This window comes from Candidatus Dadabacteria bacterium, from assembly GCA_026708565.1.
Lineage (GTDB): Bacteria > Desulfobacterota_D > UBA1144 > Nemesobacterales > Mycalebacteriaceae > Mycalebacterium.
Window position 1 is genome coordinate 1 of record JAPOUR010000002.1, and the last position, 17,622, is coordinate 17,622.

A 17,622-nucleotide genomic window follows, 5' to 3' on the forward strand; every position below is an offset into this window, starting at 1 on the left:
CCGCCTCTTACGGATACCACACAAGGCCGAGCGCAAACTCCAGCCCGCTGCCTGTCAGCCTGTTGAAAACATCGGATACGGCGGAATCTTCAAACTCGCTTTTTTTCCGTTTTTCATAACCCGCATACCTCGCCTCAAGACGGACGCCGAGCCCCGACCGTATTTGCCTTTCCGCTCCCGCGCCCGCCATCCATGACCTTAGGGGCTTGCCGTATTTGAACGAGCCGCTTGCGGCGGCGGACGGGTTGTCGCACTCCGCGGTTGCCTGCCCGGCGGCCTCTTCAACGCACCCCGAATAGTCAATTCCGAAAACCGTTTTTGTCAGGCGCGCTCCGCCGAGCAGGTATATCACCGTGTTCTGAAAAGCGGCGGGAGAACCGCCGAGTTTAACTGTTACGCCGTATGCGGCCTTGTTTCTGAAAGACCACCTGTCGGGCCACGCCTCGCCGAGGCGGTTGCGCCCCCCGCTCTCCACCGCCGGGTCTGAACCGCCGGGAAGACGCCCGCTTGCCCCGCCGAAGTTAAGCATGGCTTCAATGTCGCCGCTCACAAAAAACCCGCCGCCCAGAGGCAACCGGTAGCCCGCGAAAACGCCCGCGCCGCCCGCGCCCCCGTTTTTGGAGTCGGAACTGGTGAAAGCCCTGTTCCGTAACTCGTTCGCTATGTCCGCGCAAATCCCGTCATCGCAGTGATTGACCACATCCTTGGAATAGCGCGGCTTGACCGCCCCCGCCGAGGTCTGTACTCCGAGATAAAGCCCCCGTTCCTCCGCCGCGGCGGGAACAAAACCCAAACCTGCCGCCAGCGCAAGCGCCAGCAAAACTGTTTTTGCGGTCATCAAACTCCTCCTTTGATTCTTTCCTCTTTTCTGTCTCTGCGCCACCTCAGGCGGTTGAGCGCGTTCACGAACGCCTTGGCGCTCGCCACCACAATATCGGTGTCGGAAGCCCGCCCGCGCGAGAAAACGCCCGCCTCCTCATCGGAGAGGCGGACGGTAACCTCCCCCTGAGCGTCCGTGCCGCCCGTGATGGAGGATATACGGTAGGTTTCAAGGCGCGGAGACTCTCCGGTCGCGGCCTTTATCGCCCGGTATGCGGCGTCAACGGGCCCGCCGCCCCGCTCGGAGGCGGATACCTCCGCGCCGCCCGCAAGAAGTTTCACCTCTGCCCCCGCCGCCTCGCGGGAGCCGCCCGTGAACTCAACGCTCACAAACTCATAATAGTCGGAAGAGCCCATAAATTCACTGCTTATGAGCGCCTCTATGTCTTCGTCAAAAACATACTTTTTCTTGTCGGCAAGTTCCTTGAACTTCACAAACGCCTCGCCGAACTGCCCGTCCGCAAGGTCGTATCCGAGGGTCTCAAGGCGGTCTCTGAAAGCGTGCCTTCCCGAATGCTTGCCCAGCACAATGGAGTTTGACGAAACGCCCACATCTTCGGGCTTCATTATCTCGTAAGTGATTCTGTCGCTCAGAACCCCCGCCTGATGAATGCCCGCCTCGTGGGCGAAAGCGTTTGCGCCCACAACCGCCTTGTTCGGCTGAACGGCAACGCCGGTAACTTGAGAAACCATTCTGCTCGCGGGGAATATCCGCTCGGTTACAATCCCCGTTCTCCACGGGTTTCTGTCGCCGCGAACCCTTATCGCCATGACTATCTCCTCAAGGGAGGCGTTTCCCGCCCTCTCGCCGAGACCGTTCACCGTGCATTCCACCTGACGGGCTCCGGCGGACACGGCGGCAAGCGAGTTTGAGACGGCAAGCCCCAAATCGTTGTGGCAGTGGACGCTGAGCGTAACCTTGTCCAGCCCGTCCACCCTTTCCAGTATGCGGGTTATCAGTTCGGAAAACTCTTCGGGAACCGTGTATCCGACAGTGTCGGGAATGTTGATGGTTGTCGCCCCGGCGCCGACCGCGAGCGAGACAACCTCGCACAGATAGCCGATGTCCGTGCGGGTGGCGTCCTCACATGAAAACTCAACGTTTGAGGTAAATTTTTTCGCGTAGGCGACCGATTCGGACGCGATTTGGGCGACCTCTTCGCGCGTCTTTCTGAGTTTGTGCCGCAGGTGTATGTCGGACGTGGCTATGAAGGTGTGTATTCGCGGGGTTTCCGCATGCCGGACGGCTTCCCAGCCCCTGTCTATGTCGCCCTTTGCGGCGCGGCACAGGGCGGCTATCTCGCACCCCCGGACCTCCTTTGCGATATTGCGCACGGACACAAAGTCCTCCTCGGAGGAAATGGGAAATCCCGCCTCTATCACATCAACGCCCAGACGTTCCAGCTGGCGGGCGACCCGCAGTTTTTCGGGCGCGGTCATGCCGCAGCCCGGCGCCTGCTCGCCGTCTCTCAGAGTGGTGTCAAAAATTTTTACGTAGTCGGAAGACATTGCCGTTGCTGTGGCTGGGGGACTGGGATTCGAACCCAGACTGACGGTTCCAGAGACCGCTGTACTGCCGTTATACTATCCCCCATCTCTCAAGTTTTGCGGATGTTAATACTACATAAACCGCCCGCAATTTGAACAGTTTTGCGTGAGGAAGTAAATTTGTCCGTGTCGCCCCTTTCTATTATGACCAGATTTTCTTTGTTTATTGCGGCGTTTTTGCTGGCGGCGGTTTCGGCGGGAGCCGAGCCGTATGAGGGCGCGGAAAAACTTGCCCTCGCCCGCAGCGCCGCACAGAAAAGGACGGGGGCGCAAAAGGCACTTGCCCTTCTCAAGGGTCTTGAGGACAAAGTCCCGGAACTCAGCCACTATGTGTTTTTTGTGAGGGGGGAGGCGCTTTTTACGGCGGGGAAAAACGGAGCGGCGGAGATGTTTCTTCAGGCGGCGGAAAGTGAAACACTTGAGACCGAAGCCCTTGAAAGAGCGGCGGCGGCGTTTGAAAAACGGGGCGGAAAGCGGCGGGCGGAGGAAATTTACCGGACGCTCGTAAAGTCCGGAAACGGGGGGGCGGGGGATTTTCACCTGAAAAAAGCCGCGCAACTTGCGGAAACAAACGGCCGCAAAGAGGAAGCGGCGGAGATGCGGGAACGTTTGCGGAGAAAATATCCGCTCAGCCGTTTTTCAGACCCTGCGGCGGACACTGAGAGCAGGGCGGACGCGCTGTTCAGGAAAAGGAAATGGAAGGCCGCCCTTGCCGTTTACAAAACCCTGCCGCCGGGGCCGCACAGAGACGCGAGAATGGCGGTCTGCATATACAGGACGGGTAGAAAAAACTCCGCCGGACTGAAAAAAGCGCTGTCGTTGCTTGAAAACACGCGCTCCGCCGAGGGCCTTCACACCGTCGGCGTCATTCTTGAGGCGATGGCGGGCATGGCGGGAGACGAGGCGGGGAAAGCGGAAAAACTCCGCCGCGCGCGGGAGGCGTTCAGATCGGTTCACACAAAGTTTCCCGGTTCGCCGCAGGCGGGAAAATCGCTTGCAAGAGAGCAGAAAACGGCGCTCAAACTCGGCATGACGGGAGACGCTGAAAGCGTTTACTCCATCATAAGGGACTCCTATCCGTCCCTTCGCGCAGACTCGGCGTGGCGGGCGGGGTGGGCTTACTACAGGGCGGGGGACTATGAAAAAGCGGAGCGGATATTTTCTGAAAACAGCAGGGACGAAAACTCTTTTCTGGGCGGGCAGTTTGAATACTGGAGGGCGAGAATAGTTGAGAAAAGAGGAGACCCGGAGACGGCGCGGCGGATGTTTGAGAATGTGGCGCGCGGACCTTTCAGTTATTACTCTTTCCTCGCTTCACGGAGGGCGGGAATAAAACCTCCCGCGCCCGCCGCAACGGAGATGGAGGGCGGGGAAGAGCATCCGGGCGTGAGGCGGGCGCGTCTGCTTCTCGGCGCGGGGCTTGATGTCTGGGCAAAAGCCGAGGCGCGGCTGGCGGCGCGGGAGCATCCGGACGCCGCATGCGGGGTTCTCTCCGCCGCGGGCGATTTCCATTCCTGCATAGCGCTTGCCGGAACAAGCCCCCCGCCCGGACAGTTGCGCCTCGCCTTTCCCAGAGGCTTTGAGCGGGAGGTGAAAATGTATTCCGCCCGCAACGGGCTTGATGAAAATCTTGTTTATTCGCTCATACGCGAGGAGAGCAGGTTTACGGGCAACGCTGTCTCCGTTGCGAACGCGTTCGGCCTCATGCAACTCATCATGCCGACCGCAAGGGAGGTTGCCGCAGAGGAGGGAGAGGAGATAAAGTCGCGCGAAGACCTGTTTGCGCCCGCGCGCAACATCAGGCTGGGAACGCGCTATCTGGGGCGGATGCTCAAAAGGTTCGGCGGCGATGTGCCCGCCGCGCTCGCGGCATACAACGCGGGGCTCTCAAGGGCGAGAAGGTGGAAACGGGGGGCGCTGAAAGACCTTGAGCCGGACGAGTTCACGGAATCCGTGCCGTTTGACGAGACCAGAAACTACATACGGCGCATATTCAGAAGTTACGGCGCATACACCGCCCTTTATCCCTCCGGCTGAAAAAGGGCGAAGTTTTTCATTACGCGCAGCCCCGCGTCCGAACTTTTCTCCGGGTGAAACTGGCAGGCGAAAACATTGCCGCCGCTCACCGCGGCGGTGAACTCCGTTCCGTGGCGGGCCGTTGCCGCGACCGGCCCCCGGTCGGCGGATGCGTGGAACGAGTGGGCGAAGTAAAACCAGCTTCCGTTTTCAATTCCGCTGAAAAGCGGCGAGCCGCCCCGGAGGGCAAGGCGATTCCAGCCCATGTGCGGAACTTTGAGCCCGCCTGAGGGCTTAAACCTCACCACGCCGCCGCTGAAAACGCCGAGACCCGTCTCGCCGGGGCTTTCCTCGCTCCGGTCAAAAAGAACCTGAAGGCCGACGCATATTCCCAGATACGGGCGGCCTGATGCTATGAACTCCCTGAGGGCGGTGTCCGCGCCCGTTTTTCTGAGCGAGCGGACGCAGTCGCCGAAAGCGCCGACGCCGGGCAGAACCAGCCTTTCGGCGGCGGCTATGCCCGAGGGGCGCGAGGTTGTTTCCGTTTCAAAGCCAAGAAGCCCGAATGCGGCTGAAACGCTTTTCAGGTTTCCGCCGCCGTAGTCAAAAATCGTCAGGGGTGGGCGGGCGCGGCTCATGGGAAGGCTCACAGAGCGCCTTTTGTTGAGGGCACGTCCGCGTAGCGGCCGTCAACCGAGGTCGCAAGGTCAAGGGCGCGTCCGCAGGATTTGAACATCGCCTCTATGTTGTGGTGCAAGTTCTCACCGCTCTCAAGGCGTATGTGCATGTTGCACCCCATGTTGTTGGAAAGCGATTTGAAAAACTCGCGGGCGAGTTCGGTGTCAAAATCGCCGACTTTGGACTTGGGCATGTCGGCGGAGAAAACAAGGCAGGGCCTCCCGCTTATGTCAACCGCGCAGAAAACAAGCGTTTCCTCAAACGGCACGTAGGAGTGCGCGAAGCGGACTATCCGTTTTTTGTCGCCGAGGGCGTCTTTGAAGGCGCTTCCGAGCGCGATGCCCACATCCTCAACGGTGTGGTGAAAGTCCACCTCGGTATCGCCCATTGCCTTTATTTTCAGGTCAAAGCAGCCGTGCCGGGCGAACTGGCAGAGCATGTGGTCAAAAAACGGTATTCCCGTCTGAATATCAAAAACGCCTGAGCCGTCAACGGTCAGGTCAACATTGACCTTCACCTCGGTCGTCTTTCTCTGAAACTTCGCTTTTCTTTTTGCGGCGGGCACTTTTTTAAGAACTCCTCCTGAGGAAACCGGACTTTATTTTAACACATTTCAGCCCAGCAACCCGTTCTCAACAAAACTGTAGTGGTCGTGTGAGCACACTATCAGGTGGTCAACCAGCCGGATCTCAAGCGACTTGCATATCCGCGCAAGTTCGGCGGTTATCTTTTTGTCGCTGTCGGACGGGCCCGGATGGCCGCTCGGATGGTTGTGAAAAACTATGATGCCGGAGCACTTTTTCACATCAATCGCCTTTTTCACAACATTCCTGATGTCCAGATTAACGCTGCCGACCGAGCCGCCGGAGAGAACCTCGTGGGCGAGAAACTGGTTTTTTGTGTTGACAAACACCACCGCCAGATACTCCCTCGTCTCCCTGCCTATGCGCGCCTTGCAGAACCGTATTACGGCCTCCGGCGAGGTCAGGTAGTCCGCAGGGTCAATCCGGCTCTCCATATACCGCCAGTTGACCTCTTTTATCAAATGGATGAAAGCGGCGGTGTGCTCGGAGACTCCCCCGGTTTTTTTCAAATCTTCGGGCGGCGCGTCCATGACGGAGGAAAGACTGCCGAATTTCCCCAGAAGTTGCTTTGCCACGGGTTTTACGTCCCTTCGCGGCACGGAGTAGGTCAGCAGCAGCTCCAGCGCCTCGTAGTCGGAAAACGGCGTTATGCCTTCCTTGAGAAACTTTTTCCTTATGCGCTCCCTGTGCCCCGCATAGTGCGGGGATGCGTTGTCTGCGGACATGGCGGGTATTGTAACAAACCGCGCCGGATATGGAAAAAAAACCATTTTTCAGTAGCATTTGTTCAATGAGAGCGGTTCTTGTTCCGGTAAAGCGGTTCTCGTGCGCCAACGAGAGGCTTCGTGGGGTTCTGTCGCCCCCGCAACGCGAGCAACTGGCGCGCGTCATGTTAGGCGATGTGCTGGCAAATGTGTCGGGAGCGCGCCGGGCGGACGCCGTTTTTCTGGTAACCGCCGAAGCCGAGGCGATGAGCATGGGCAGACGCATGGGAATGGAGATAATTGCGGAGCGGACGCAGAGCGGGGAAAGCTCATCGGTGGATTTCGCAATGAAAAAATGCGCGGAGATGGGAGCGCGGGCGGTGCTTGTGATTCCGGGAGACATTCCGCTTGCAAGCGCGCGGGAGTTTGACGCCGTTATGGAAAAAGATGACGGACAAAGCAGGGTGGTGATCGTTCCCTCGCGGGACGGAACGGGAACCAACGGGCTTATGATGAGCCCGTGCGGCGTCATACGGCCGAGTTTTGGAGAGGGAAGTTTTTCAAGGCACAAAGCGATGGCCTCAGACGCGGGGATAAGTTTTTCCTCCCTCACGCTTCCGGGCATGGGTCTGGACATAGACGGGCCGCAGGATATTGAGACGTTCATGGGCGGCGGCGGCGAAAGCGCGACCCGCGCCTACCTGACCGGCCTCGGCATGACGGCGAGGAAGGGAAAAACCGCTTAACCGCCGTGTCGTTTTCAAACCTTAACTTTCTGGGGCTTGACGAAGCAGGGTCGGGCTTTGAAGAGGCCGCCGTTGCGGTTATTCCCGTTCCCTACGAGAGAACGGTGTCATTCCGCGCGGGGTGCTCCCGCGGCCCGCTCGCCATTATACAGGCCTCGCGCTCCCTTGAGCTTTACGATGAGGAGTTTGAACTCCGCCCGTCGGACTGCGGAATACACACCGCCCCCGAACTTGAGTGCGACATAAGCCCGGAGTCCATGACGCGCACCGTCAGGGAAACATGCCTGAGGGCGGCGCGGGCGGGCAAATTTGTTGTAACGCTGGGCGGCGAGCACTCGGTTACCCTCGGGGCGTTTTCCGCCCAGAGGGAGATTCACCCCGATGTGTCCGTCCTGTCCGTTGACGCCCACTGCGACCTCAGGGACTCGTATCAGGGCTCAAAGTTCAGCCATGCGTGCGTTATGAGGCGCGTCCTTGAGACGGGAGCCCGCGTGACGGTCGCGGGGGCGAGGAGCATGTCTTCCGGGGAGGCGGAATTTGCCCGCGGCAGGGAAGGGCTGACCGTTATTCCTGCGCGGGAGACGGCGGGCGGCGGCGGGGAAGCGGTCGCGCGCGTGGTTGAGAGTCTGGGAGAGAGGGTTTACTTAAGCATAGATGCGGACGGGCTTGACCCGGCGCTGATGCCGGCGGTGGGAACGCCGGAGCCGGGCGGGTTCGGGTGGGAGGAGATAACGGCCCTTCTTTCGGCGGTGTTTGCCCGGCGCGAGGTGGTGGGCATGGATTTTGTTGAACTTTGCCCCATAGACGGCATGTGCGCGCCCGAAGTAACCGCGGCGCGGCTCATTCAGAAGGCGATAGGATACAAGTTCGGCGGGCGGGCCGCCGGGATTTGATAAGGGACGGGCTGATGTGTTACAATCCGCCTTCCCGCACAGAGGAGGCGGCGTAGCTCAGAGGTAGAGCGGGGCTCTCATAAGGCCTGTGTCGGAGGTTCGATTCCTCCCGTCGCCAGAAACCCCCGCCCGGCATTGCCTGCTTCCCTCTCCCGTCATTTCTTTTTGAAATCCAGAGACGCGGAGTTTATGCAGTATCTCATTCCGGTGGTCTCGCGCGGGCCGTCGGGAAACACATGGCCGAGATGGGCGTCGCACTTTGAGCACATGACCTCCACCCTCCTCATTCCCAGCGAGTCATCCGCTTCGGTCTTTACGTTTGACTCCTCCACGGGCCCGTCAAAACTGGGCCAGCCGGTCCCGGAGTCAAACTTCGCCCCGGAACTGAAAAGCTCCTGCCCGCAACAGACGCACATATACTTCCCCTTCTCCTTGTGGTCGTTGTATTTGCCGGTAAAGGGCCTTTCAGTTCCCTTTTTGCGCGTTACGGAAAACTGCTCTTCGTTGAGAGACCGTTTCCACTGCTCATCGGTCTTTTTTACCCTGTCCGTCACAGCGGGACCATTATAACCGCCGGGGGGGCGCGGGGCGGTCTTTTCTGAAAAGCGCCTTTGCGGCGCGCCCGCGCTCAAGGATTTCGGCAAGAGCGCCCTTGTCGCCCGCGCGAACGGCTTCGGTCACCTCGGCCACCGAGGCGGAGAACCGCTCCAGGGCGGCGAGCACATGGGCGGAGTTTTCAACAAGTATGCCCGCCCACATCTCCGGGTCGCTCATGGCTATTCTGGTGGTGTCGTCAAGCCCGCCGCCGGAAAGCGCAAACGCCTCCCCGTTTGACCGGCCCGCCTCGGCGGCCGCTGCGGCAAGCGCGTATGCGCACACATGCGGAAGATGGCTGAGAAAGGCGAATATGCGGTCATGCTCACCGGCGGTCATACGCACTATTCGGGCTCCCGTTTTTTTCCACATGTCCTCAACGGCGGCAAGGGCGTCTCCTTCCCCGCCCGTTATTATCACGGGCTTTCCCTGAAAAATGCCGCGCCCGCCGCTTTGCGCCCCGTGCCTCTCGTCTCCGGCTATCGGGTGGGCGGGAACAAAAGAGACACCTGAGGGCAGGGCGTCTCCCACACTCCGCATTACGGACTCCTTGACGCTTCCCATGTCCGTAACAACGGCTCCGGGACGCGGGGATGAAAAGAGTTCGCGCGTCACATCCCCCATGAACTCAACCGGAACGGCGAGGACGTATATGCCGGTGTCCGCCGGTATGCCGGCCGGTGAGGAAAATCCCTCATCAACGAGGTTTTCAGAAACGCAGTAGTCAACCGCGCGGGGGTCGGCGTCCGCTCCGGCGATTTGTGCGCCCGCCGCCTTCAGGTCGGCGCAGAGCGAGGCGCCCATTTTGCCAAGCCCTATGACCGCGACTTTCATGCCGTCTCCCCGGCGACTTCGCGCAGCGCGGCAACAAAAGCGGCGTTGCTTTCCCGCGTACCTACGGTAACCCTGATGTGCCGGTCAAGGCCGTATGCGGAGACCGGGCGCGTTATGATGCCCCGCCCCGTAAGCAGTTCGTGGGCGCGCGCGCCGTCTCCCACATCGGCGAGAATAAAGTTCGCCCTTGAATCGGTGTGTGGGACGCCCATCAGGTCAAGCTGGGCGGACAGGTATTTCAGCCCCTCAAGGTTGCCCTTGCGGGAGGCCTCGCAGTGGCGGGTGTCGGTGAGGGCGGCAAGGGCGGCGGTTTGCGCGAGAGAGTTGACATTGAACGGCTCCTTTGCGCGGTTGATGAGCGCCGCCGTCTCTTTTGAGGCGACCGCATAGCCTATTCTGGTTCCGGCAAGCCCATATATCTTTGAGAAAGTTCTCACGGTTACGATTCCTTCTCTTTCCGCCTGATAACAAAGCGTGTCGGGATAATCCGGATCATCCACATACTCAAAATACGCCTCGTCAACCACCACAACGACTCTCTCCGGAACCTGTGAGAGAAAACGCTCAAACTCCCGTTTTGAGAATATCGTGCCTGTGGGGTTGTTGGGATTTGCCAGAAAAACAACCTTCGTTCCGGAGGTTATGCGCGCCGCGAAGTCGTCAAGGTCGTGCATGAGGAGCGGCATCGGCGAAACAACGCCCTTCGCCCCGGAAAGCGCGGTTACTATCGGGTAAACCACAAATCCGTGAGCCCCGTACAGCGCCTCGTCTCCCGGGCCGAGAAACACTTTTGCCACAAGTTCAAGTATCTCGTTTGAGCCGTTGCCGACCGCTATGTTTTCCGGTTCAGTCCCCAGTTTTGCCGAAAGGGCCTCCTTCAGAGCCCGGCAGTCGCCGTCCGGGTAAAGGTGGGCGCGGGGGGCAAAATCCCTTATTGCGCTCACCGCCGCCGGAGAGGCCCCGAACGGGTTTTCGTTTGACGCCATCTTCACGGCGTCCCGTATTCCCAGCTCCCGCTCTATCTGTTCGGGAGTCTTTCCGGGAACATAAACGGGGAGTTTTTCTATTATTCCCCTCGGACGGATCATCCGGACTCTCCGGAGGCATAGCAACCGAGCACTTTGAAGAAAGAGCTTTTTGCCTCTATTTTGGAGAGCAGCCTGTCGGTTTCCTCCCGCCCGGGGCCGCACTCAAAATCCACAAAGAAGTTGTATTCCCAGGGTTTTTTACCCGAAGGTCTGGACTCTATCCTTGTGAGGTTCACGCCTGCGGAGGCAAGCGGCGAGAAAAGCGTTTTGTGAAGCGCGCCCGGGCGGTCTTTTATGGAAAACGCAATGGACACCTTGTTTCCGGCGGCGGTGTCGGGCGCGGAGCCGTCGGCTTTTTCCACCGCGACAAAGCGCGTGGCGTTGAGCGGGTTGTCCTCTATGTTTTCCGCCGCGACCCGGAGGCCGTATATGGAGGCGCAGTAGGCGCTTGACACCGCGCCCACCGAGCCGTCTTTTGCCGCAAGCGCGGCGGCGGCGGCGGTGCTGGTAAGTTCAACGGGCTTTGCGCCGGGAAGGTTTGAGGACAGCCATCTCCGGCACTGCCCGAGCGCCTGAGGGTGCGAGGCGACTTTTTCTATGCCGTCAAGCCCGCCGGTTTTTGAAAGCATGAAGTGGTTTATAGGCTCATAAGTCTCCCCCGTTATAAGGAATCTGCCTTCCGCAATCGTCTCAAGCACGCTTGCCACGGAGCCCTCCGTGGAGTTTTCAATGGGCACAACCCCCCTTGAGACCGAACCGGTGAGAACACTTTCAAACACATCCTCTATGCTTGAGCGGGGAACAAACTCGCTTCCGGAGCCGAACATGCCGGAGGCCGCCTGATGCGAAAAACTCCCTCCGGGGCCCAGATAAGACACCTTGCCCTCGGACTGCAAAGCCCTGCACGAGCGGATGATCTCTCTGAAAATGGACGCCACATTCCCTTCGGAAAGGGGCCCCTTGTTGAGCCCGCAGACCTTGCGCTCCACCTGTTTTTCTCTCAGCGGGTCGTAGATGTTTTTGGACAGCATTTTTTTTGCGTCCGCTATCTTTGAAGCCACGCGCGCCCTTCTGTTTATGTATTTGAGTATGGAAGAGTCTATTGAGTCTATCTCGGCGCGGAGAGCGGAAAGGGTCTTGCCGCCTCTGTTTGCGGAAGTCCTGGTTGTTGCGGTTTTTTTCGGCATTTTTGCCATTCTCCCGTTCACTGCCGACTCACGGCGGCCCGCTCATCGCAAAGCCGTTCCGCCCGCCGGTAGGCGTCACGCCGGACAAGCCGGTCGGTGTATTCCCTGAACGCTTGCCGGGGCTCCACCGTGCCGAACCGCAGACCCCATATCAGTTGGCTGCCCACATACACGTCCGCCGCGGAAAACCCGCTGCGGCAGACAAACTCCCCGCCCTTAAGATGCCCCTCAATGGCGTCCAGTGTCGCCCGGTAACTGCCAAACCCCAGCATGGATGACTTTTCCGGGCTGACATCCCACTTCATGGAGCGCGCCGTCAGAGCCGTTTCCAGAGGCCCGGCGGCAAAAAACAGCCAGCGGTGAAAGTCCGCCAGCGCAGGGTCGTCAACCGCGGGGACAAGACCTTTTGACGGATATGTCATGGCAAGATAGGCGCAGATGGCAGCCGTTTCGGTTACCACGGCATCCCGGCTCTTGTGCCGGATTGCCGGCACTTTGCCCATGGGGTTGACTGAAAGATACTCCGGGCTTTTCATAGGCCCTCCGTAGTCCATCCAGCGGGTTTCGTAGGGCTCTCCCAGTTCCTCCAGCATCCAATGGGCCACCTGTCCGCGCGATTGGGGATTACTGTAGAAAACTATGTCAGCCATGGCGGTCCTCCGGTAAAAATAAGCGGTTCGGTTTTGTAAAGTCAAATCGGCGTTCTGAAAACAGTCAGGGCTCCGACCCTCCCCGCCCCGGCGCGCAGGAGGGTTTTTGAGCACTCTTCAATGGTCGCGCCGGTTGTGAATATGTCGTCAAAAACAAGCACGTCCCTTCCCTCCAGCTCACTGCGGCGGGAGGCCGCGACCCTGAACGCGCCGCGCACATTTCTCTTTCTGTCCCTCTTTCCGGGGAAAGACGCCTGCGGTGTCGTGTCCACAATCCTCTCCATTAAGAAGGGAGTGTGACTCCTTCCCGTTGCGGCGGCGACAGCCGAAGAGACAACGGCGGCCTGATTAAACTCCCTCTCGCGCAACCTTCTGGGATGCAGGGGAACGGGAATCATCAAGTCAAACCCGCGCAATTCCTCCGGAAACCTTTCAATAACGAGCGAGGAAAACAAACCGGCGAGCGACAAGTCGCCCGCATACTTGAAACGCTTGGCGGCGGTGGCGGCGGGCCCGGAAAAAACAACCACGGAGCGCGCCACGGAAAAATCCCTCCCGGAGAGGCACGCGCCGCAAACCACCCCCGCGCCGCCACCGGTCAGAAGGTTGCCGCACAGGTCGCACACCCCGCCGCCGGGAAGGTAGACAAAACCCTCCTCGCACCCCGCGCAAAGCCCGCTGCCGGAAGTCCCTCCGCATACGGGGCAGGACGGCGGAAAAAACAGAGAAACGGAAGCGCCGCAAGCGCGGCGCAGAAAGGCCGCCGCCGTTTTCAGAACCTTGGTTTTGACGGGCTCAGGAGACAACCGGCATCAGGACACAGATAAAATCTTCCGACCCGGAGAGTTTCATCACCGAGGGGCCCTTGCCCCCTCCGGGATAAAACTCAACCTCATCCCCGTCAAGGAAGTTGAGGGAATCCGTAAGAAAAGCCGGATTGAAAGAAACATCCATGCGCGCTTCCTCCTTCAGTTCGCCTCCGGCGTAGGAAACGGTCTCGGTGGCCTCGCCGCTTGTTGTCTTGCCGCTTGAAACGGACACGGCGCTTTCTCCGAAACTCAAGTCAATTTTTTTGGGGTCGTCCGCGAATATGCCCACCCGCCTGACAGTTCCCTGCATGCCCGTCCGTCCGACAAGCACGAAATCCGCCGCCGCCAAGTCTGGAATAACGCGCGTGTATTCCGGAAACGGCATGTCAACCGGAGTTGATATTATGGTTGTGCCCCCGACAGTGAAAAACACCTTGCCGTTGCCGGAGGAAAAAGTGGCCTCCCGCTCCTCGTCCCTGTCGGAAAGGCGCAACACCTTTGCCATCTCAACCACGGCCTTTCTGGTTACCAGAAAACTTTCAAGATCACCGGAAAAATCAACCTTTCTCTGAAAATAGGCAAGCCGGTGGCTGTCAGTGGCGACAAACCTCAAACAGTCTCCCGCGCGCTCAAAAAGAACCCCGTTGATGTTGCGCCGGACCGCCTCATCCTCGGCGAAATTGAGGAGAGACTGCAAGGAAACGGAGATGGCGGACGGGGCAACGGAGAATGTTGCCGTCGCCGGGGCGGCGGGTATCTTGGGAAAGTCCTTGGCGGGGGAGCAGGGAAATTTGAAATTTGCCGACGGGGTGGTTATCTCCACCCAGTTGTTTTTGTGGATGTTTATTGAGACTTCTTCAACATCCATCTGCCTCACGATATCAAGAAACTTCTGCCCGGAGACCAGAAACTCAAAGTCCGCCGAAGGGCTTTCCTCCGGCGCGAAACGGCTGACAATGGTTGATTCCAGATCCGTGGCCGCGAGAAAGCACTCTTTCCTCTTTGCGGAACAGCGCACAAGCACATGTCTTAAAGTCTCGTTCGGAGAATGGCTTTCAGTGAGCCCTATCACCACCGACATCTTTTCAATCAGGGCCTGTCTTTTGAAGGTTACTTCCATTTTTTCCACCTTTGAAAATCTTCATCAGAGGGTTTCTCTGATACTAACGGTTTTTATTATACATAAATAAAACAGTAGTAGTAGGAAGTGTGGATTTGTTGATAAGTGCCGCTATTCCTTCGGCTCATTGATTTTTCCCTGTTGATTGTATGTTGACGCTGTTTGTTGAATCCGTTCCTCAACCGTGGAATGGTTGCCTCCGCCCGCCCTTTCTCCACAAACTCAACAACGCTTTAAGACAATTTCAACAGGAATTCCACACTACTGTGGAATTCCTGTCACACATTCAGCCTGTCTTCAATCTCTTTTATTGCCGCCACTGTGGCCTGTTCTTTGTCCGCGAGGTTTTTCTCTATTTTTTCAGTTGAGTACAAGACGGTGGAGTGGTCACGCCCGTTGAACTGCCTGCCTATGTCAACGAGTGTTATTTCCAGATGCTTCTTCATGAGGAACATCGCTATTTGCCTCGGAAAGGCCACCACTTTGGATTTGTCCATTGAAACCAGATCCTTTTTCTTCACTCCAAAGAAGTCCACCACCGTAGCCTTTATCAACTCCGCTGTTATCTTGGGCTCCTTGGACTCCGTCCCCGTTCTTATTGCCGAGCCGTTGGAGTTGAAAAGGATGGCCGCCATTCTTATGTCTATGGGTTTTCCCTCCACCTGCGCCTGAATCACAAGTTTCAAGAGCGCGCCCTCAAGCTCCCTCACGTTGTTCTTCACCTTTTCGGAAACCATCTTTATCACGCCTTCCGGTATCTCAATGCTCATTTCCTCCGCCTTCTTTTTCACAATGGCGGCCCTTGTCTCAATATCCGGCGGCCTGATGTCGGCGCTTACTCCCCAGAGAAACCTGCTTTTAAGCCTTTCCTCAAAGTTGTCCATATCGTTGGGGAGTTTGTCGCTCGTGAGAACTATCTGCTTGCCGTCCTCATAGAGTGTGTTAAAGGTGTGGAAGAACTCGTTGATGGTGCTGTTTTTACCCTCAAGAAACTGTATGTCGTCTATCATCAGGAGGTCGCATTTTTTCCTGAGTTTCTGCCTGAGAAGGGAGGTGTTTTTTCCCTTGAGGTGGTCCACCACTATGTTTGTGAACTCTTCGGACGAAAGGCTGCAAATGTTCAGACCGGGGTTTCTCCTCGCAAACTCATTTCCTATGGCGTTCATCAGGTGGGTTTTTCCCAGACCTGAAGCTCCGGTTATGAAAAGCGGGTTGTGCTTGCCTGGATTCACCGCGGCCCCCATGGCGGCCGCGAATGCGAACTCGTTGCTTTCACCCACTATGTAATTGTCAAAGGCGTATTTTGAGTTCAGGTAACCCATATACACCTCCCGTCTTTCGTTTTCCGATTTCGGGGGCAGAACGAGCTTCTTTCCGGCAGACCCGTTGTCGCAGTTTACTATCTCCACCCGCTCCACGCCGTGGAACTTGCTGAAGTATTCGGTTATCTCGCTGAGTGTGTTTCCGAGGTTGCTCTTGAGATAGTTGACATCCATCTCGCTTCCCGGGGTTATCTCCACAAATCCCCCGTCCCTGTCAAGAGCGGATACGCGCGACCGGGACAAAAGTTCCAGCATGTCTCCCGGAATATTGCTTCCCTGCCTCACATGGGCGAGAAGCATACTCCAAACCTGATCCAGGTTCTCTCTTTGCATTATTCCTGCCGGGAAAGGGAAACCCGCCACGCGAGCGGAAAACTCAAAATCGGGGGAAACCCCTCACCCAACCTCACCGCCCGCATTCTAAACGGCGAAGTCCGAAGTTGTCAAACGGGGAGCGAAAATTGGTATACAATACCGCCTCATGACCTCCAATGTGCTCAGTTGCGCCGTGTTTGGCGTTGACGGATATGTAGTTGAAGTTGAAGTGGACATGAGCTCCGGCCTCCCCAGTTTCACAACTGTGGGGCTTCCTGAAGGGGCGGTCAGGGAGAGCAAGGAAAGGGTCAGGTCAGCCATAAAAAACAGCGGTTTCAGCATTCCGCCAAAAAAGATAACGGTCAACCTCGCCCCCGCCAATATCAGGAAGGAGGGCTCGTCCTTTGACCTGCCGATTTCGGTCGGCATGCTTGCCGCCTCCGGTCGTTTGAACATTGCCGGGCGGTCCGGAAGATTGCTCGTAGTGGGCGAACTTTCCCTTGACGGCAGGGTGAAGAAGGTCGGCGGCGTTCTGCCCATGGCCGTCTGCGCCAAAGAGAAAGGGATGAGCGGGATAGTTGTTCCAAAAGGCAACGCGCCGGAGGCGGCGCTTGTTTCCGGCCTGAACGTGATAGCCGTTGAGACCCTCTCCCAGCTGGTAAGCCATCTTGAAGGCAAAAACGAGATAAAGCCTCACAGTCACAGCCCCTCCAGCCTGCGCCCGCGCCACAGTGTTGACTTCTCCGAGGTCAAGGGGCAGCACCGTGTAAAACGCGCCATTGAGATAGCTGCCAGCGGCGGCCACAACATCCTCATGGTCGGCCCTCCGGGTTCGGGAAAGACCCTTCTGGCAAGAAGGATTCCCACCATTTTGCCGGACATGCACTTTGACGAGGCGATGGAGACATCAAAAATCTATTCCGTTTCAGGCCTTCTGAAAGAGGGGATGCCTTTTGTCACCGAGCGTCCGTTCAGAGCCCCCCACCACACGGTGAGTGATGCGGGGCTCATAGGCGGCGGCTCAATACCGCGCCCGGGCGATATCAGCCTCGCCCACAACGGGGTTTTGTTTCTTGACGAGATAGCCGAGTTCAAAAAGACGGTCATAGAGGCGCTCCGCCAGCCCCTTGAGGACGGGGAGATAGTCATATCAAGGGCCGCCGGCTCGCTCGCCTATCCGGCAAAGTTCATGCTTGTGGGCGCCATGAACCCCTGCCAGTGCGGCCATCTGGGAGACCGCGCCAAGCCGTGCGTCTGCCGTCCCGACCAGGTAAGGAAATACCGTGCGAGGGTGTCGGGCCCGGTTATGGACAGATTTGACATGAATGTTGAAGTTCCGTCTCTGGGCTCCGGCGAGCTTTCAAACGACGGCCCGGCGGAGAGTTCGGCTTCCATAAAAGCGAGGGTTGACGCGGCGAGAAAGATACAGAACGCAAGATTTGAGGGCGCGGGCATCTTCTCAAACTCGCAGATGCCCCCCGAGGCGCTCAGAAAGTTTGCGCCCCTTGGCGACCCGTCAAAGAAGATGCTTGAGAGCGCCGTGGACAGGATGGGGCTTTCAGCCAGAGCGTACGACAGGATAATCAAGGTTTCCCGCACCATCGCCGACCTTGCCGGAAGCGACTCCATAGCACCCGAACATGTGGCGGAAGCCATACAGTACAGGCGGCTTGACGCCGACTTTGTGTGAATCCCCCCGGCGGGGGAATTGACAA

General features: G+C 58.1%; 17 protein-coding genes and 2 tRNA genes. 5 read left to right on the forward strand and 14 right to left on the reverse strand.

The window, feature by feature from the left end:
• Nucleotides 1-7: 7 nt before the first annotated feature.
• The 3 genes from OXF42_00160 to OXF42_00170 form a co-directional block, all read right to left on the reverse strand.
• Nucleotides 8-838, reverse strand: coding sequence for an outer membrane beta-barrel protein (locus OXF42_00160; protein MCY4046516.1), 831 nt, complete (start codon nucleotides 836-838; stop codon nucleotides 8-10).
• Nucleotides 838-2,388: a 2-isopropylmalate synthase gene (locus OXF42_00165; protein MCY4046517.1), complete on the reverse strand. Its 1,551-nt coding sequence runs from the start codon at nucleotides 2,386-2,388 to the stop codon at nucleotides 838-840. Before OXF42_00165 ends, OXF42_00160 begins: the two co-directional genes overlap by 1 nt.
• A gap of 11 nt (nucleotides 2,389-2,399) precedes the next feature.
• Nucleotides 2,400-2,473, reverse strand: a tRNA-Gln gene (locus OXF42_00170).
• Nucleotides 2,474-2,571: 98 nt separating this feature from the next.
• Here OXF42_00170 and OXF42_00175 point away from each other — a divergent pair.
• On the forward strand, nucleotides 2,572-4,464 hold the full coding sequence (locus OXF42_00175) for a lytic transglycosylase domain-containing protein (GenBank protein ID MCY4046518.1): 1,893 nt from the start codon (nucleotides 2,572-2,574) through the stop codon (nucleotides 4,462-4,464).
• On the opposite strand, the gene hisH is transcribed toward OXF42_00175, so the two are convergent.
• From hisH to radC, 3 genes are read right to left on the reverse strand one after another with little or no spacing between them, the layout of a single operon-like run.
• Nucleotides 4,449-5,081: an imidazole glycerol phosphate synthase subunit HisH gene (hisH, locus tag OXF42_00180; GenBank protein MCY4046519.1), complete on the reverse strand. Its 633-nt coding sequence runs from the start codon at nucleotides 5,079-5,081 to the stop codon at nucleotides 4,449-4,451. The genes OXF42_00175 and hisH overlap by 16 nt on opposite strands.
• Nucleotides 5,082-5,089: 8 nt before the next feature.
• Nucleotides 5,090-5,686 carry an imidazoleglycerol-phosphate dehydratase HisB gene (gene hisB / locus OXF42_00185; protein MCY4046520.1) on the reverse strand — a complete coding sequence of 199 codons (597 nt, stop codon included), beginning with the start codon at nucleotides 5,684-5,686 and terminating at the stop codon, nucleotides 5,090-5,092.
• A 48-nt stretch (nucleotides 5,687-5,734) separates the two neighbouring features.
• Nucleotides 5,735-6,475 (reverse strand): DNA repair protein RadC, encoded by a 741-nt coding sequence (gene radC, locus OXF42_00190; protein MCY4046521.1) that lies wholly within the window; start codon nucleotides 6,473-6,475, stop codon nucleotides 5,735-5,737.
• Nucleotides 6,476-6,495: 20 nt separating this feature from the next.
• Here radC and cofC point away from each other — a divergent pair, with 20 nt between their 5' ends.
• The 3 genes from cofC (at nucleotide 6,496) to OXF42_00205 (ending at nucleotide 8,166) form a co-directional block, all read left to right on the forward strand.
• Nucleotides 6,496-7,155 (forward strand): 2-phospho-L-lactate guanylyltransferase, encoded by a 660-nt coding sequence (gene cofC / locus OXF42_00195; protein MCY4046522.1) that lies wholly within the window; start codon nucleotides 6,496-6,498, stop codon nucleotides 7,153-7,155.
• Between the two features lie 5 nt (nucleotides 7,156-7,160).
• Entirely contained in the window at nucleotides 7,161-8,048 is an 888-nt protein-coding gene (speB, locus tag OXF42_00200) for an agmatinase (protein ID MCY4046523.1), read from the forward strand.
• Nucleotides 8,049-8,094: 46 nt separating this feature from the next.
• Nucleotides 8,095-8,166 (forward strand) — tRNA-Met (locus tag OXF42_00205).
• Nucleotides 8,167-8,203: 37 nt separating this feature from the next.
• Here the strand turns inward: OXF42_00205 and msrB are convergent.
• From msrB to dnaA, 8 genes are all read right to left on the reverse strand, one after another.
• A complete protein-coding gene (gene msrB, locus OXF42_00210; protein ID MCY4046524.1) occupies nucleotides 8,204-8,602 on the reverse strand; it encodes a peptide-methionine (R)-S-oxide reductase MsrB in 399 nt (132 codons plus the stop codon).
• A gap of 10 nt (nucleotides 8,603-8,612) precedes the next feature.
• Entirely contained in the window at nucleotides 8,613-9,476 is an 864-nt protein-coding gene (locus OXF42_00215) for a prephenate dehydrogenase (protein MCY4046525.1), read from the reverse strand.
• Entirely contained in the window at nucleotides 9,473-10,564 is a 1,092-nt protein-coding gene (gene hisC / locus OXF42_00220) for a histidinol-phosphate transaminase (GenBank protein ID MCY4046526.1), read from the reverse strand. The genes OXF42_00215 and hisC overlap by 4 nt, the downstream gene beginning before the upstream one ends.
• Nucleotides 10,561-11,691 (reverse strand): prephenate dehydratase, encoded by a 1,131-nt coding sequence (pheA, locus tag OXF42_00225; protein MCY4046527.1) that lies wholly within the window; start codon nucleotides 11,689-11,691, stop codon nucleotides 10,561-10,563. The genes hisC and pheA overlap by 4 nt, the downstream gene beginning before the upstream one ends.
• A gap of 17 nt (nucleotides 11,692-11,708) precedes the next feature.
• On the reverse strand, nucleotides 11,709-12,341 hold the full coding sequence (locus OXF42_00230) for a glutathione S-transferase family protein (GenBank protein MCY4046528.1): 633 nt from the start codon (nucleotides 12,339-12,341) through the stop codon (nucleotides 11,709-11,711).
• Between the two features lie 41 nt (nucleotides 12,342-12,382).
• Nucleotides 12,383-13,147 carry a ComF family protein gene (locus OXF42_00235; GenBank protein ID MCY4046529.1) on the reverse strand — a complete coding sequence of 255 codons (765 nt, stop codon included), beginning with the start codon at nucleotides 13,145-13,147 and terminating at the stop codon, nucleotides 12,383-12,385.
• Nucleotides 13,137-14,270, reverse strand: a complete 1,134-nt coding sequence (dnaN, locus tag OXF42_00240) for a DNA polymerase III subunit beta (GenBank protein ID MCY4046530.1) — start codon at nucleotides 14,268-14,270, stop codon at nucleotides 13,137-13,139. Before dnaN ends, OXF42_00235 begins: the two co-directional genes overlap by 11 nt.
• Before the next feature lie 278 nt (nucleotides 14,271-14,548).
• Nucleotides 14,549-15,925, reverse strand: a complete 1,377-nt coding sequence (dnaA, locus tag OXF42_00245; protein MCY4046531.1) for a chromosomal replication initiator protein DnaA — start codon at nucleotides 15,923-15,925, stop codon at nucleotides 14,549-14,551.
• A 148-nt stretch (nucleotides 15,926-16,073) separates the two neighbouring features.
• On the opposite strand from dnaA, the gene OXF42_00250 reads away from it, so the two are divergent.
• Nucleotides 16,074-17,597 carry a YifB family Mg chelatase-like AAA ATPase gene (locus OXF42_00250; GenBank protein MCY4046532.1) on the forward strand — a complete coding sequence of 508 codons (1,524 nt, stop codon included), beginning with the start codon at nucleotides 16,074-16,076 and terminating at the stop codon, nucleotides 17,595-17,597.
• The last annotated feature ends 25 nt before the right edge of the window (nucleotides 17,598-17,622 follow it).